This window comes from Acidocella aminolytica 101 = DSM 11237, from assembly GCF_900129125.1.
GTDB classification, from domain to species: Bacteria; Pseudomonadota; Alphaproteobacteria; order Acetobacterales; family Acetobacteraceae; genus Acidocella; species Acidocella aminolytica.
Map to the genome: position 1 here is coordinate 34,950 of NZ_FQVJ01000023.1, position 14,559 is coordinate 49,508.

The following is a 14,559-nucleotide window of genomic DNA, read 5'->3' on the forward strand; positions in this document are numbered from 1 at the left end:
GTGCCAGAGAGGATCAAGCTTGAGCGAGGCCGCCAAAAATTCAACTTTCCGCCGTGCGGTCTTCTGGGCAGGCACGTTCAACCTCGCCTATTTCGGCATCGAGTTCGCCGTGGCGCTGGCCATTGGCTCGGTCTCGCTCTTCGCCGACAGCATCGACTTCCTTGAGGACGCCTCGGTCAACCTGCTTATCATGCTGGCGCTGGGCTGGGGCCTGAAGCAGCGGGCGCGGCTGGGCATGGCGCTGGCCGGCATCCTGCTGGTGCCCGGCCTCGCCACACTCTGGATGGCCTGGCAGAAATTCCTCCACCCCGTGCCGCCTTCGCCCTTGCTGCTCTCGGCCACGGCCGCTGGGGCGATGCTGATCAACGCCACCTGCGCGCTCATGTTGGCGCGTCACCGCGCGCATGGTGGCAGTCTCGCCAAGGCCGCCTACCTCTCCGCCCGCAACGACGTGCTGGCCAACATCGCCATCATCCTCACAGGTATGGTCACAGCCTCCTTCTGGCGCTCGGCCTGGCCCGACCTGCTGGTCGGCCTCGGCATCGCCATCATCAATGCGGATGCTGCCCGTGAGGTGTGGTCCGCCGCCCGCGAGGAGCACAGCGCGGCGGCGTAGGGCACGCGGTTGGCTGCCTGCCGAGGGCGAATGGCTGACCGTCAAGTTCATCAATACCGGAGCGACGAACGTTGTATTCAGGCGAACCACGACCGGCCGCCCTTGGTCTGGCGGTTCGGGCCTACCCTTTGTCTCCCGCCGTGGCCTCCCGTCACCCTCCATCACCGTTGCACGCCCGAGGGAATTGTGAGGGGAAGTTGCCGGAAAGCGGACGGAGCTAGCTGCTTCGACGCTGGGGGGATATGCTTGCCGAGACCTGCTTTCGCAGAAGGGATCATGCAGCTTCTACTGGCCGAGGACGAACGGAAAACGGTCGACTACCTCACTAAGGGGTTGCGTGAGGACGGCCATGCCGTGGATGCTGTGTGTGATGGCGCGGATGCGCTGGCCCTGGCTTTGGCGAGGGAGTTCGACGCGATTATCTTAGACGTGATGATGCCCGGCCTCGATGGCTGGGAGGTGCTCAAACGTCTGCGTGCCGCCGGGCGGCCCACGCCGGTGCTGTTCCTGACCGCGCGAGATCATGTGGAGGACCGGGTGCGCGGCTTTGATCTCGGCGCCAATGATTATCTCATCAAGCCCTTCGCCTTCGCGGAATTGCTGGCCCGGCTGCGTAATCTGGCGCGTCTGCCCAAGGCGGTACCCGGCTCCAGCCTGATGACCGTGGGGGATCTGGAGATCGACACGCTGCGCCACCGTGTCAGCCGTGCCGGCATGGTGCTGCACCTTACCTCAAAGGAATATGCGCTGCTGCTGTTGCTGGCGCGCAACCAGGGGCGTGTGCTCTCGCGTACTCTCATCGCCGAGGCAATCTGGGGCCTGTTCCACGACCAGCAAGCCAATGCGGTGGACGCGCTGGTCCGCCGCCTACGCGCCAAGCTCGACACGCCCTTTGAAACGGCCTTGCTGCACACAATCCGCGGCACGGGCTATGTGCTGGATATATGATGCGCTGCTTCCTCCGCCCTGCCTCCATCAGCGGGCGCTTGGCCTTGCTCTACACGCTGGGGGCGCTGTTGGCGGTGGGGTTGTTCGCGCTGCTTGCAAACTGGAAGCTTGAGGCGAATTTCACTGTCGCGCATCGGGATTTTCTCCAGGCCAAGGTCGCGGAGTTTCAGGATGATCTGAATGATGGCGGCGGCGAGCCAAGCCTGCTCATCAATGAAATCTTGAAGGAAACTGACGGCGCGCGCCTGCGCGCCTACGAAGCGAGGGTGCTGGTGGCGGGTAAGCAGGCGGGTGAAACGCCAGGCATGGCCACCATGCTGCCCGCGCGCTTATTTCCCGCCGTGCGTGGGGTGCAGAATCTAACACTCACCCGCTACCAAACCGGCAACACCTCCTGGCTGCTCACCAGCCTGCCCTTGCAAGGGTCACAGGGTCTGGTGCTGCAAATCGGGCTTGACGTTACGCGGGACAATGCACTGCTAACGGATTTTCACCGCGCTCTGGCCGTGTTCTTCCTGCTGATGGTGCCGCTTTTGCTGGGGGCCGGACGGCTGGCCGCCGCCCATGCGCTGGCGCCGCTGGCGCGCATCGCCAAGGTGGCGCAGAGCATTACCCCTGCCCAACTTTCCCGGCGCATTCCGCAGGACCCGCCATGGCCGCGCGAGCTAACTGGCCTAGTGCAAGTGTTCAACCAGATGCTGGATAATCTTGAAACCAGCTTCGAGCGTCTCTCCCGTTTCTCGGCGGATATCGCGCATGAGCTGCGCACTCCGCTCTCCAATCTCACCGGGAGTCTGGAGGTCTGCCTCACCCGCCCCCGTGACGAGGCGGAATACCGCGCCGCCATCGCTTCCGCGCTGGAGGATAGCCAGCGCTTGACCGGGTTGATCGAGAATCTGCTGTTTCTGGCCCGGGTGGAGAACCCCAGCCACGCGCTGCGGCATGAGCGTTGCGAGGCCGGAGATATCTGCGCCTGGGTGGTAGCGCAATATGAGGCTCAATCCCGTCCCAAGGGTTTGCGCCTGCGCATTGAGGAAGCTGCCACGCTCTATGCGGATACGCTGCTGCTCCGCCAGGCGTTGGGCAATGTGCTGGCCAACGCCGTGCGCCATGCGCCACCGGGCTCGGAGATTGTGCTGGCCATTTCGGGCAGCCCGGCCAGCGGCGTGGAAATCTCTGTTTCCGACCAGGGGCCGGGCATCACGCCTGAGCATCTGCCCCGGCTGTTTGATCGCTTCTACCAGACCGACCCGGCGCGGGGCCACAAGGCAACGCAAGGCTCAGGGCTGGGGCTGTCTATCGTGCGTTCGATCATGGAACTGCATGGCGGGCGGGTGACGATCGAGAGCGTGCCAAGGCAGGGAACACGCGTGAACCTGCATTTTCCGCCCATGGAGGCCTGAAAATGATAAAATTATCATTGAAATAGCGCCGTTCTGCCCGGCGGGCGCGCTTATCAAGGCTGGATGATTCGACGCTCAAGATCTACGCGGCCATTCTGGCTCATGCTGGCCGCGTTGGTCCTTACCGCGCAGGCTCCATCCGGCTGGGTAACGGTGCGGACCACCCAGCAGGCGCCCATCCTCTCCGGCTTCGCGGCCGTGCAGCCGGGCACGCCCGTCACCATTGCCGCCCTGCAACCAGGCGTGCTCACCAGCCTCTCTATCACGCCGGGTGAGACCGTGCAGCCGGGCCAGACCATAGGGTTACTTGGCGGGCCGCAGATCGCGGCGGCGCTGGCCACGGCGCAAGGGGCCAGCAATGCCGCCAATACCAACCTGGCCGCCGAGCGCGGTAAATTCGCGGATCATCTCTCCACGAAAGCCGCGGTGGCGCAGGCCGAGGCGGCGGCGAAAGCGGCGCGGGCTGATCTATCGGCACTGCGGGCGGCATCCAGCCTGCAAAGCCCGGTGGCTGGGCAGGTGCAAAGTCTCACCGCCGGGCCGGGGGCATCGCTCCAGCCGGGCCAGGCCATAGCGGTGGTGCAGCCCGCTGCCGGAGCGTGGGTGAAGGCCGTGCTTTTTGGCTCGCAGGCGGCCAGGCTTTCTCCCGGCATGGCGGCACGGTTTATCCCCGCCGATGGCGCGCCTGCAGTGTCCGTTACGCTGCGCGGCGTTCAGGGCACGCAGCCCGATGGTGGGCTGGTGCTGGCCTTCTCGGGCACTGGCTTGCAGCCGGGCGAAGCGGGCACGCTCAGTCTCTCCTTGTCACCCCGCCCGGTGCTGCTAGTGCCCAGCGAAGCGCTGGTGCTGGATGACGGGCGCTGGTGGGTGATGCTGCATGACGCAAAAGGGGACCACGCCGTGCAGGTGGTGCCAGGCGAGGCGGAGGGCGCGCAAACCCCCATCCTTTCCGGCTTGGCCGCTGGAGACCAGGTGATCGTCCAGGATGCGGCACTGCTCTACCATCGGGGTATCGCTGCCCAATATCAGCCGCCGGATTAAGCCATGCCAGCAGCTTTGCTCCGCCTGCTTGGCCGCCCGGCTTTGTGGCTGATGATCTATGCCGCTCTGCTCGGTTACGGGTTGTTTGCCCTGTTCAATATCCCGGAAGAGGTACTGCCCGCCTTCAACTATCCCGAGGTGAGTGTGACGGTGCATCTGCCCGGCACCACCGCCACGGATATGGAGGCAATGGTGGCCACCCCGCTGGAGGGCGTGCTGCTCGGCCTGCCGGGGGTCTCGAATGTCCGCAGCACCATCAGCGACGGGCTGGTGGAGACCGATCTGCGTTTTGCCGACACCACCAGCGCACAGGCGGATTTGCAGGCGGTGAATGGCGCCATCGAGCGCGCCCAGACCAGCCTGCCGCCCGGCGTACAGCCTTTCACGCAGATCATGGGCAACGCCATCAACGAGCTGGCGGATTACGCCGTGCGCTTTGCTCCCGGCACATCGCAGGCAGAGGCGGCGCGGGCGGTGGCTATGCAACTGGCCCCGGCCTTGCGCGCGGTGCCGGGGGTGCAGCTTGTCACCACCGCCGGGCTGGGGGGCGAGGCGCTCTGGGTGCAGCCTAACCTACCCGCCATGGAACAGGCTGGGATTTCCGTGCAGGCTTTGCAACAGGCGCTGGCCGGACAGGCCATGCTAGTGCCGGGCGGCTCTCTCAGCCTCGGCCACACGGATTCCCTTATCACCTTCGGCAACGCCCCAACTGCCGGCGCGCTGGCGCAAGTGCCGGTGATGGGGCCGCACGGGCCAATCCCACTCGGCACCCTGGCGCGCATTGTTCACAGCACAGAGCCGGTGCATCAGCGCGAGTTGCTGGACGGCGAGCCCGCCATCGCGCTTACCATCTTCAAGCAACAGGGCGCTTCCACACTGCCCGTTACCCGGGCGTTATCTTCGGCCATTCAATCCGTACCAATGCCGCCCGGCGTATCGGTTGTGCCGATTTACGATCAAGGTCATCTGGTGGGCGCGACGAGCGATGATCTGCGCCGCAATCTGCTGATCGGCGGCGTGCTGGCCATTGCCGGGCTACTCGCCGTGTTGGGGGTGAGCAGCGGCGCCTGGCTGCTGGCGCTGTCCCTCCCGGCCTCGCTGCTGCTGGGCATCGCCGGGCTGTACGCAACCGGGCAGAGTCTCAACCTGCTTACCTTTGGCGCCATCATCGTCGCTCTCGGGCTGGTGGCGGATGATTCCATCATCGTGCTGGAGAGCATTTTTCATCGCTGGGAAGCTGGTGATGACACCTGGCCCGGCATCTGGCGGGGCCTGCGGGAGATCATGGCGCCGGATATCATCGGCACGCTCACCACCATTCTGGTCTTCGTGCCGCTGCTGTTCACCGGCGGGCTGGCGGGGCTGTTCTGTGTGCCTTTCGCGCTGGGCATGATTTTCTCGCTCGGCGCGTCGCTGCTGGTCTCGCTCACGCTGATCCCGCTGGGCCTCGGGCTGCTGCCCCGCCATGCCGTACGCCCGCCGCGTGTAGCCAATGCGTTGCTCCTGCGGTTGATGGGCTGGAACCGTCATCTATTCCGCCTCGCCTTGGCCTATCCCAAACGCGCCGTGCTTACCTGCGGGGCGCTGCTGCTGCTCAGCCTGGGGGCGATGAGCCTGGTTTCGGTGAATGTGCTGCCGCTGCCGAATGAGGGCGTGCTACTGGAATCCTTTACCCTCGCCCCCGGTACCTCACTGGCGGATACGGATGCGCTGATGCGCCGCCTCTCCGCCCGGCTGGCGAAAGATCCGGCGGTAGAGCATGTGCTGGCGCGTATCGGCTCGGCCGCTGACTCCACTTATACGGAGCCCGCCTATGCCGGAGAGATCACCATTTGCCTCAAGCCAGGTGCTGGCGGTGCCAGCCTGGACGCCATCGCCGCCCGGGTGCAGGCCGAGACGCAATTCCCCTCGCTGCAAACCGGCATCGACACGCCAACCATCGAGCGGCTGGGCGAGAGCCTGAACGGCCTGCCGCAGCCCTTCGCGCTGGATTTGTACGGCGACAATCTCAGCCAGATGACGGAAACCGCCCAAGCGATCGCGCAACGGCTGAGCCGGGTGCCAGGACTGAGCGATTTGTTCAACGACGAGGGCTACCCTGAAACGCAGTTGCGCATCACCCCGCGCCCGGCCGCGCTCGCGGCGGCGGGGATGACCCCGGCAGGCTTAAGCGGAGAGGTCTCCGCCCTGATGGCCGGGCAGATTGCGGCCGAGCTGCCGGATGGTGCCGCGCCGTTGCCGCTTTATCTGCGCCTGCCGGATGCGCATCTGCTCTCACTGGCCCAACTCGACGCCCTGCCGGTGGGGCCGGGCAGTGCCACGCCGCTGGGCGCGCTGGCGGATATTTCGCTCGTCACCAGCCCCAACCAGTTCATGCATATAGACGGCGCGCGGGCGCTGGAAATTCTCGCCACCCCCACCACCGCGCCCAATCTCGCGATCGCTCAGGCGAAGCACGCTTTGGCCGGGCTGAAGTTGCCACCGGGCGAGCGGATCGCTTTCGGTGGCCTCTACCCGATGCTGGAGCACGCCGCCTTGGGGTTGGGGATTGCCGCCATCGCTGCCATCGCATCGCTGGCCTGGGTGCTGTTTTTGCGCTTCTCCGGCCGGCGCGTGCCGCTCTTGCTCCTCGCGCAAATCCCGCTGGCGATGACCGGCGGCGGGCTGGCGCTGGCGGTGAGCGGGCTGGGGCTGAACGGCATCGGGTTGATCGGCTTCCTGGCCTTGGCCGGAGTCAGCCTGAACCATGGCGTGGTGCTGTTGGACCGCGCCCAGCGCAACGAGACCGAGGGCATGAGCCCGGAAGAGGCCATCGACGAGGCGTTGAATGTGCGTTTCCGGCCCATCTTCCTCACCACCGCCGTGGCGATTCTGGGCATGCTGCCCACCGCCTTGGGATTTGGCACAGGCGCCGCGCCTGAGCAGGGGCTGGCGGTGGTCATCGGCGGTGGTATTCTCTGGAGCGCGCTGCTCTGCACCAACCTGCTGCCGGCGCTTTATCTGGCTGGGCGCGGCGAGCGGAAGCCGGAGAACCAGCCATGAAGCGTGCTTTTGTGCTGGTCTTGGCCGGGCTTTCCAGCTGCGCCACCTATCATTCCGCTCCTTTGCCAGGCATGGAGCCAGTTGTGGCCCCGCTGCCCGCCACAAAGCCCTTAACATTGACGCAGCTTGCCGCCCTGGCCGTGCGGCGAGACCCGGACCTGACAGCCACACGGGCACAAGCCGGCATTGCCCAGACGGAATTATTGGCGGCCGGAACGCCGCCCAATCCCTCGCTTTCCATTGGGTTCGAGGCGCTGCTGGGCGGCCCAGCCTCCATGTCTTCCATTGCCGGCAGTCTGGTGGAAGATGTCTCGCCGCTCATCACCCGCTCAGCCAACGTAAATGCCGCCAAGGCGCATCTGCTGCAGGTGAATGCGGGCATTCTCTGGCAGGAATGGCAGGTGGCGGCACAGGCGGAGCAGCTTGGCGTGACTTTGACCGGCGAGGCCGCCGATTTGGCGAGCCTGCACAGCGATGATCAGGCGCTGACAGCGCTGGAGCAGGATGTGCAGGCACAGACGGCGGCGGGTAATCTCACCCAGCAGGATGTGTCCGCCACGCAGATCGCGCTGGCCACGCTCCGCACCGCGCTCAATAGCGAGGAACAAGCCCAGGCGCGGGATGAAGCGCAGCTCGACGCGCTATTGGCGCTGTCGCCCGGCACCCCGATAGCATTGGCGCCGATCGATGTGGCGCAAATTCCCCCAGGGCTTCAGCAACAGGCATTGGCGACCTTGCCGCAGCGCCGGCCGGACCTGCTGGCCCTGCGCTATGGCTATACCGAAGCTGACGAAAAACTCCGCGCTGCGATCCGCGGCCAGTTCCTGCCCATCAGCCTCGGCGCGCAAGGCGGGCGCGATACATCAGGCGTGACCAGCGCCGGACCACAGGTTACGTTGTCTTTGCCCTTGTTCAACCGCAACCGCCCGGCGATCCAAACTGACGAAGCCACGCGCACCGCCCTGCGCGCGCAATATGCGGCGAGTCTGGCCGCAGCCCGGAACGGCGCCGAAGCGCTGGGGCAAAGCATAACCATGCTGCAACATCAGAGCGCGCAGGCGGATCAAGCCGCCGCGCAGGCAGCCGCCATCGCCGAGGATGCCCGCCATAGCTTTTTCGCAGGAGGGCTGGATGCCAGCGCGGAGACCGATCTCATCACTGCTGCAGGCGACCGTCGGCGTGAGGCGATCCAACTGCGCACGCAGCTGCAAACAGCCGAAGTTTCTCTGGCCACGCTGCTGGGGCTCGGTTTGCCCGTTCATGGCCGAGCGACTCGCTAACCCGCTACCCGAAGCGCAAGTATCCCGACATTGCAGGGCCATGCGCCCTTTGCGATGCTGTGCAAAGCCATTTTCGGGAGAGGGTTCTGAATTGCCGACTGGTCTGACATGGGTGCACCAGGGGTTGCGATGGGCCGCAGTACCCGTGTGGCGGCTAGCCTATGGTCTTTACGAACGTCAGCTTGAAAAACAGGTGCGGGCTTTGCCAATGCCCGGCCATGTCGGCATCATTCTCGACGGCAACCGGCGCCATGCGCGCGAGGCCGGCGTACAGAGTCCGGATGCGATTTACCGCCTCGGCGCAGCAAAGCTGGATGATATCCTGACCTGGAGCGTCGACCTTGGCGTGCGCAGGGTCACGCTTTGGGTATTTTCGCCTGACAATCTGCGCCGCCCGGAAGCCGAAGTTGGCGGAATTTTCGGCGCGGTCGAGACCAAGATGCGCGCACTCGCCGCCGATCCGCATATCCGCCACAAAGGCGTGCATATTACCGCCATGGGGCGCCGCGACCTGCTACCCCCCGCTTTGGTGGAGGCTCTCGACGCGGCTGAAACCGCGACACGCGGCAACGACCAAATCACCGTGACATTGGCGATTGGCTATGGCGGACGCGAGGAAATTGCCGATGCCGTGCGCGCCCTACTGGAAGATTACGCGACCCAGGGTCTCTCCACAGCGCAGGCCGCTGTCCTGGTCTCGCCCGAGACAATCCGGCGGCATCTTTATCTGGCAGATGTGCCCGACCCGGATCTGATCATCCGCACCAGCGGCGAGGTGAGGCTTTCCGGCTTCATGCTGTGGCAGAGCGTGCATAGCGAGCTGTATTTCTGTGACGTGAACTGGCCGGTGATGCGCCGAATCGATTATTTGCGCGCCATCCGCGCCTACCAGCGCCGCGAGCGGCGTTTTGGTGTCTGAAAGGCGGCGGCTTTCCCTATGAACCTCATCCACAGCTTCATCTCCGCTATCGTCATCTTCGCTGGCGGGCATCGACTGCTGGCTTACGGCCTAGCCTTCCTGTTGACGGCAGCGGAAGCGTTTCCTGTCGTTGGTGCCTTGGTGCCCGGCACGGCGGTCATCGTTGGGCTTGGCGCGCTGGTGCCAGGCGGCGCGCTGGCGATGTGGCCGCTGATCGGCGTCACGGCCTTCGGTGCCCTTGCGGGAGATGGTCTCTCCTACTTGTTCGGGCGGCATTATAAGCAACGCGCCATGGGGATGTGGCCACTGCGGGCGAGACCGGGCCTATTAGCGGCGGGCGAAGCGTTTTTCGCCCGCCATGGCAGTAAGGCGGTGCTGATTTCCCGCTTCCTGCCTGGTGTGCGGGCCGCAATTCCCATGGTGGCGGGCATGTCGGGTATGTCCGCCGTCCGGTTCTACGCGGTCGATATATGTGCCGCCGTGCTGTTTGCGTTGGCGCATATCTGGTTCGGCATGGCGCTTGGCGCCTCTTTGGCCATTCTCCACGCCATTGCTGGCCGGCTGGTCGTGCTGGTCCTCATTCTGGTGGCAGCGCTGGCGCTGTTGGTGTGGCTGACGCCCCTGGCCATCCGGCGGACCATCGGACTGGTGGCGCGCCTGCGCGGGCCGGTGCGGCAATGGGCTGAGGCCGGAGACGGCGGGGCGCGGCGGCTGGTCCGCTCGGCGCTCGACCCGGAGCGGCCAGAAGCGCTGGGCCTGCTGGCGCTTGGCGCCGCCCTCATCGGCGGATTATGGCTGTTCTTCGGCGTGTTGCAGGATGTCATCGCCGGAGATCCGCTGGTGCGGGCGGATGCGGCGATTTTCCATTTTCTGCAATCGCTGCGCACGCCTGTGATCGATCAGGTGATGGTGGCCATCACCGAGCTCGGCGACGCGGCGGTCGTTGTCCCCGTTCTCATAGTGACGTTGGCTTGGCTTGCCTGGCAGCGGGCCTGGCGTGCGGCAATTTACGGGTTTGCCGCGGTGGCTGGCGCCAGCCTGTTCGCATTCCTGATGAAGATCACCCTGCGGCAAACCCGTCCGGACGCGATTTTTGCCGGGTGGAATTCCTATTCCTTTCCCAGTGGGCATGCCACGGCCAGCGCGGCTCTCTATGGATTTTTGGTGGTGTTGATCTGCCGCGAGGTGGGCGCCCGAGCCCGGGTGGCGGTCACGCTCGCCGCGGTCCTGCTCGTGGGCGCCATTGCCTTCTCGCGGCTTTATCTCGGCGCGCACTGGCTTTCCGACGTGACGGCGGGACTGGCCTTTGGCGTAGCCTGGGTCGCATTACTAGGGATCGTCTATTTACAGCATGCGCGCAGGGAGGTGCGCGCCCCTGGTCTCGCGACGGCGGGGCTCGCCGTGCTGCTCGTGGCAGGTGGGCTGCATATCGGAACCAAACACGCCGTGGATATGCGACGCTATGCGCTCACTTTGCCCGTGCGGGAGATGTCCCTCACGGATTGGCGCCACGGCGGATGGGCCAATCTGCCGGTGTGGCGTGTCGATCTCACCGGCGATTATGAAGAGCCGTTTGTTCTGCAATGGGCAGGATCCTTGGCGCCCTTGAAAGCCACCTTGCTGAAACATAGCTGGCAGGTGCCGGTACCGTGGAATTTGTCGTCATCTGCGGAATGGCTATTGCCCAACGCCAAGGCAGACGCTCTGCCCGTGCTGCCGCATCTCGATAATGGCCGGTCAGAGGCATTGGTGATGATTAAAACTGGCGGCAACGTGCCACTCGGCCAGCGGTTGATTTTAAGGGTTTGGCCTTCCGGCATGGTGCTGACCAACGCAGGACTTACGCAGCCGCTTTGGATTGGCACTGTGGTTGCGGAGAAAGTGGAGCATTTGACGCCATTCGCCAGCCTTGTCGATGAGCGGAATGACGTGAACGGCGCTTTGCAAACGCTCCGAACCGCCTTGCCGGGAATAGAATTGGAAAATCGTTCGCTCACAGTGCCGGAATGGAATGGCGAGGTTTTGCTTGGACAGTCTTAAACCGCTTAACTGATCCGTTGCGGTGCCGGGTGCAACCCAGCACGTTGCGGCAGAGCGACAATCAGCAGGAGCATCGCACCAATGAGCACCGCGGAGGCTCCCATTCGGCTCAATTCAAGCCCGCCTTGGGCCAGGGGTTTGTCGAGCAGGTCGCCAACCGTGGCGCCTAGCGGACGGGTGAGGATGAACGCCGCCCAGAACAGCATGACATGCGAGATGCGGGTGAAGTAATACGCCGCCGCAATCAGGACGATAGCCGTGCCGAACACCACGGCGCCGCCGCCAAAACCCAGGCCGTTGCTATCCGCCATCCAGTCGCCCAGCGCCGTTCCCAGAGTTTGAGAGAACAGGATGGTGATCCAGTAGAAGGTTTCAGTGCGGGGCGTCGCCACGCGATTCACCGAGACGCTGCCCTCAGTCCAGCGCCACACGGCGAGTGAGGTGGCCAAAAGCAATGCCAGGATAAAGGAACCGCCGGCGTAGCCGATGCCGAGCGAACGGTCCGCGAAATCAGCCATGGTCGTGCCAAGCGTCGTGGTGGCCACGATGGTCAGCCAATAGAGATAGGGGTTGAAGCGCTCGGCACGCATCTGCCCGATGACAGCTATCACGAAAATGGCTGCGAAAATCATCGTGCCTGCCGCGTAGCCAAGATGCATTGACATCGTCACCGCGTCGCCACCTGTTTCGCCGAGCGTGGTGGCAAGAATCTTGATGATCCAAAAACTCAGTACAACTTCGGGCACCTTGCTGAGCCCCTGTTTGACAATGCCGGTCATAACGCCCCCTTTTATCCATGAAATAGCCTGCGCCGATGCGTATCGGAGCAGGCTATCTGGCCATCAGCTTTGGTCAGTCGGCGTTCGGGCCTTCGACACTGTTCTCGAGCACGGCACCGGTCACAGCATCGACGCCGACCTCATGCGTCGCCGCTCCGGACTTGATGTCGAACGAATAACGCAGGCCGCTGCCGCCAGATTCCTTCTCCAGCTCTTCATCGGCAATGGTCCCAGGCTGTGCCTTCAGCGCAGTTGCCCGCGCCGCATCGATGCTGATTTTGGTGCCACCGGCCAAATCCTGGCCGGTATAGGCGAGCGCCGGGGCAGCAAATCCGGCCAGGATCGCAAGAGCACCAAGTGTGCGGGCCGGGTATGAAAACTTCATCGTCATTCTCCATCAACAGTTCAATCGCAGCGTCGGTCTCGCCGAACGCCTCGCAATCCTTTTGCCGGAGAAGACTTAGGTGAAACTTAGCTCCTCACGCCGGGCATGGTCACGCGCGCCATAACGCCGGTTATGCCATCTGTGCGGTTGCGCACCTCAAGCCCGAAGCCATGGCGATCGGCAATGCGGCGCGCGATGGCAAGGCCCAAGCCAGTCCCCTCCGCCGCTTCGGGGGCCGCTCGAAAGAAACGTTCGAAAATATGTGCTTCCGCACCTGCGGGGAAACCGGGGCCGGTATCCAGCACTTCCGCGCAAAAACCGCTCTTGGTCCGCCGCAGGGACACATCGACCTTGCCACCCGGTTGCGTGTAGATCAGCGCATTTTCGATTAAATTACTGAACAACGTGCGCACTTCATTCTCGGCGCCGTTGATCATGACCGGCGGGACAATTTCCGCGCCCAGATCAATGCCTTTACGCGCGGCGCGCGCGGCGTGATCCGCAACGCAGTCGAGCAACAAGGCGGCGGCATCAAATGGGATACTGGCAGGACGTTGCGGCTCGTCGAGCCGGGCAAGACGCAGGAGTTGATCCACCAGCTGAGCGGCTCGGCGCGCGCCTGCCGCCAGCGCGTCCAGCCGCGCGCGGGCCGGCGGCACCTCGACGGTGAGGTTGCCGATCTCGATTTGCATCGCGGCGACCGGTGTGCGCAGCGTATGGGCGGCATCGGCGAGGAAGCGTTTTTGCGCCATAAGCGCATCGTGCTGCCTCAGGATCAGGCCATTCATGCCGGTTACCAGCGGCGTCAGCTCGACAGGGATATCCGTAAGCGGCAAGGGCTCTTTGGCCATGGTGCTGCGCGTGGCGAGTTCGGTGACCAGAACATCGAGCCGCCGCAAGGTGCGGTGCAAAGCCAAACCCACCACCAGCCAGGAAAGCGGGATCAGCAGCAGCACCGGCAGGGCCGCGCCGATGGCGGCATTGCTGGCGATTTCATCGCGCACGGTCACGCGCTGCGCCACTTCCACCGTCTGGGCGGTGCCCCGCAGCGTATAAACCCGCCAAGCTTCGCCGTTGATCTGGGCGCTGGAAAATCCGGACGCCGGCGGGATTGGAATGGCCACGCCAAGAAGGGACTGATGCACGATCTGCCCTTCCGCATTCCAGATGGTCACGGCGAAACGATCCTCCGGGTCTTGGTCAGGCGCGGCAGGAGCGTTGGCCGCGGCTGGCCCCGGGCCAGCGTTCAGGGCGATCTGGCGAAGCTGCCCATCAAGAAAATCGGCGGTCTCGCTTTCGCTGTCCAGATACGCCACACCGGCGGCGATCAGCCCGGCGGCGGCGAGAAGCACGGTCACCCAGATCAGGGCAGTCCGGCGCAAGGAGGGGCGGTGGCTCATTTTTTTACCATCCACCCGGCGCCGCGGATGTTGAGAATAACCCCCTTGCCGAATTTGCGGCGGACGGAATGGATCAGCACCTCCACCGCGTTGCTCTCCACCTCCTCGCCCCAGCCGTAAAGGCGTTCTTCGATTTGTGCGCGTGAGAGGATGTGCCCGGGCCGTTCCATCAGCGCCCGCATCAGCGCGTATTCCCGCGCGGGCAGAAGCTCCGTCCGTCCGCCATGGGAAAATTCATGCGTGCCTGTATCGAGTACCGCCTCTCTTGTGCTCAACCGCGATGTGGCCTTTCCGGCACTACGGCGCATGAGGGCACGCATGCGGGCCAGTAGTTCGGGCACCTCAAACGGTTTGACCAGGTAATCATCGGCGCCGAGATCCAGCCCTGCGACCCGGCTCTCGACCGCATCCCAGGCAGTGATCACGAGCACGGGTGTCTCCACCCCCTGCCGCCTGGCGGATTTCAGCACGGCCATGCCATCCATGCCGGGCAGGCCGAGATCCAGCAGCGCAATTGTATAGGCGGTGTCATGCAGTGCCTCCTGGGCGGTCAGACCGTCTCTGACCCAATCCACCGCCAACCCAGCCGCCTTTAGCGCGGCGACCAGGCCGGCGCCGATTAACGCATCATCCTCGATCAGCAATACACGCATGTATGGAGCTTGAGCCAAGGCCATGGGCCGGGCAAGGCTCTGTGCCTGGCTGA

12 protein-coding genes are annotated in these 14,559 nt (G+C 64.4%); 8 read left to right on the forward strand and 4 right to left on the reverse strand.

Features of this window, described 5'->3' with window-relative positions:
- Nucleotides 1-19 precede the first annotated feature (19 nt).
- The 8 genes from BUB54_RS12600 (at nt 20) to BUB54_RS12635 (ending at nt 11,289) form a co-directional block, all read left to right on the forward strand.
- The gene (locus BUB54_RS12600) at nt 20-616 is read left to right on the forward strand and encodes a cation transporter (protein ID WP_048878995.1); all 597 of its coding nucleotides are present in this window, start codon (nt 20-22) and stop codon (nt 614-616) included.
- Between the two features lie 276 nt (nt 617-892).
- Complete coding sequence (locus BUB54_RS12605) at nt 893-1,564, forward strand: heavy metal response regulator transcription factor (RefSeq protein ID WP_048878994.1); 672 nt, start codon at nt 893-895, stop codon at nt 1,562-1,564.
- On the forward strand, nt 1,561-2,967 hold the full coding sequence (locus tag BUB54_RS12610) for a heavy metal sensor histidine kinase (protein ID WP_082075661.1): 1,407 nt from the start codon (nt 1,561-1,563) through the stop codon (nt 2,965-2,967). The genes BUB54_RS12605 and BUB54_RS12610 overlap by 4 nt, the downstream gene beginning before the upstream one ends.
- 102 nt (nt 2,968-3,069) lie before the next feature.
- Nucleotides 3,070-4,008 carry an efflux RND transporter periplasmic adaptor subunit gene (locus BUB54_RS12615; RefSeq protein WP_048878992.1) on the forward strand — a complete coding sequence of 313 codons (939 nt, stop codon included), beginning with the start codon at nt 3,070-3,072 and terminating at the stop codon, nt 4,006-4,008.
- 3 nt (nt 4,009-4,011) lie between these two features.
- Nucleotides 4,012-7,050, forward strand: a complete 3,039-nt coding sequence (locus BUB54_RS12620) for an efflux RND transporter permease subunit (RefSeq protein WP_048878991.1) — start codon at nt 4,012-4,014, stop codon at nt 7,048-7,050.
- On the forward strand, nt 7,047-8,330 hold the full coding sequence (locus BUB54_RS12625) for a TolC family protein (RefSeq protein WP_048878990.1): 1,284 nt from the start codon (nt 7,047-7,049) through the stop codon (nt 8,328-8,330). The genes BUB54_RS12620 and BUB54_RS12625 overlap by 4 nt, the downstream gene beginning before the upstream one ends.
- 91 nt (nt 8,331-8,421) lie before the next feature.
- Nucleotides 8,422-9,249, forward strand: a complete 828-nt coding sequence (gene uppS / locus BUB54_RS12630; protein ID WP_241869382.1) for a polyprenyl diphosphate synthase — start codon at nt 8,422-8,424, stop codon at nt 9,247-9,249.
- 18 nt (nt 9,250-9,267) lie between these two features.
- The gene (locus BUB54_RS12635; protein ID WP_083553817.1) at nt 9,268-11,289 is read left to right on the forward strand and encodes a bifunctional DedA family/phosphatase PAP2 family protein; all 2,022 of its coding nucleotides are present in this window, start codon (nt 9,268-9,270) and stop codon (nt 11,287-11,289) included.
- Between the two features lie 5 nt (nt 11,290-11,294).
- Here BUB54_RS12635 and BUB54_RS12640 read toward each other — a convergent pair whose 3' ends face one another.
- The 4 genes from BUB54_RS12640 to BUB54_RS12655 form a co-directional block, all read right to left on the reverse strand.
- Complete coding sequence (locus BUB54_RS12640; RefSeq protein ID WP_048880618.1) at nt 11,295-12,068, reverse strand: COG4705 family protein; 774 nt, start codon at nt 12,066-12,068, stop codon at nt 11,295-11,297.
- 73 nt (nt 12,069-12,141) lie between these two features.
- Nucleotides 12,142-12,459, reverse strand: coding sequence for a PepSY domain-containing protein (locus BUB54_RS12645; protein ID WP_048880619.1), 318 nt, complete (start codon nt 12,457-12,459; stop codon nt 12,142-12,144).
- Between the two features lie 80 nt (nt 12,460-12,539).
- Nucleotides 12,540-13,853 (reverse strand): ATP-binding protein, encoded by a 1,314-nt coding sequence (locus tag BUB54_RS12650; protein ID WP_048880620.1) that lies wholly within the window; start codon nt 13,851-13,853, stop codon nt 12,540-12,542.
- Nucleotides 13,850-14,506: a response regulator gene (locus tag BUB54_RS12655; RefSeq protein ID WP_048880624.1), complete on the reverse strand. Its 657-nt coding sequence runs from the start codon at nt 14,504-14,506 to the stop codon at nt 13,850-13,852. The genes BUB54_RS12650 and BUB54_RS12655 overlap by 4 nt, the downstream gene beginning before the upstream one ends.
- Nucleotides 14,507-14,559: the final 53 nt, after the last annotated feature.

Bases quoted from the DNA above. Each gene is read 5' to 3' on its own strand.
- BUB54_RS12605 (WP_048878994.1), top strand. From the start codon at position 893: ATGCAGCTTCTACTGGCCGAGGACGAACGGAAAACGGTCGACTACCTC.
- BUB54_RS12610 (WP_082075661.1), top strand. From the start codon at position 1,561: ATGATGCGCTGCTTCCTCCGCCCTGCCTCCATCAGCGGGCGCTTGGCC.
- BUB54_RS12615 (WP_048878992.1), top strand. From the start codon at position 3,070: ATGCTGGCCGCGTTGGTCCTTACCGCGCAGGCTCCATCCGGCTGGGTA.
- BUB54_RS12620 (WP_048878991.1), top strand. From the start codon at position 4,012: ATGCCAGCAGCTTTGCTCCGCCTGCTTGGCCGCCCGGCTTTGTGGCTG.
- BUB54_RS12625 (WP_048878990.1), top strand. From the start codon at position 7,047: ATGAAGCGTGCTTTTGTGCTGGTCTTGGCCGGGCTTTCCAGCTGCGCC.
- BUB54_RS12635 (WP_083553817.1), top strand. From the start codon at position 9,268: ATGAACCTCATCCACAGCTTCATCTCCGCTATCGTCATCTTCGCTGGC.
- BUB54_RS12640 (WP_048880618.1), bottom strand. From the start codon at position 12,068: ATGACCGGCATTGTCAAACAGGGGCTCAGCAAGGTGCCCGAAGTTGTA.
- BUB54_RS12645 (WP_048880619.1), bottom strand. From the start codon at position 12,459: ATGACGATGAAGTTTTCATACCCGGCCCGCACACTTGGTGCTCTTGCG.
- BUB54_RS12650 (WP_048880620.1), bottom strand. From the start codon at position 13,853: ATGAGCCACCGCCCCTCCTTGCGCCGGACTGCCCTGATCTGGGTGACC.
- BUB54_RS12655 (WP_048880624.1), bottom strand. From the start codon at position 14,506: ATGCGTGTATTGCTGATCGAGGATGATGCGTTAATCGGCGCCGGCCTG.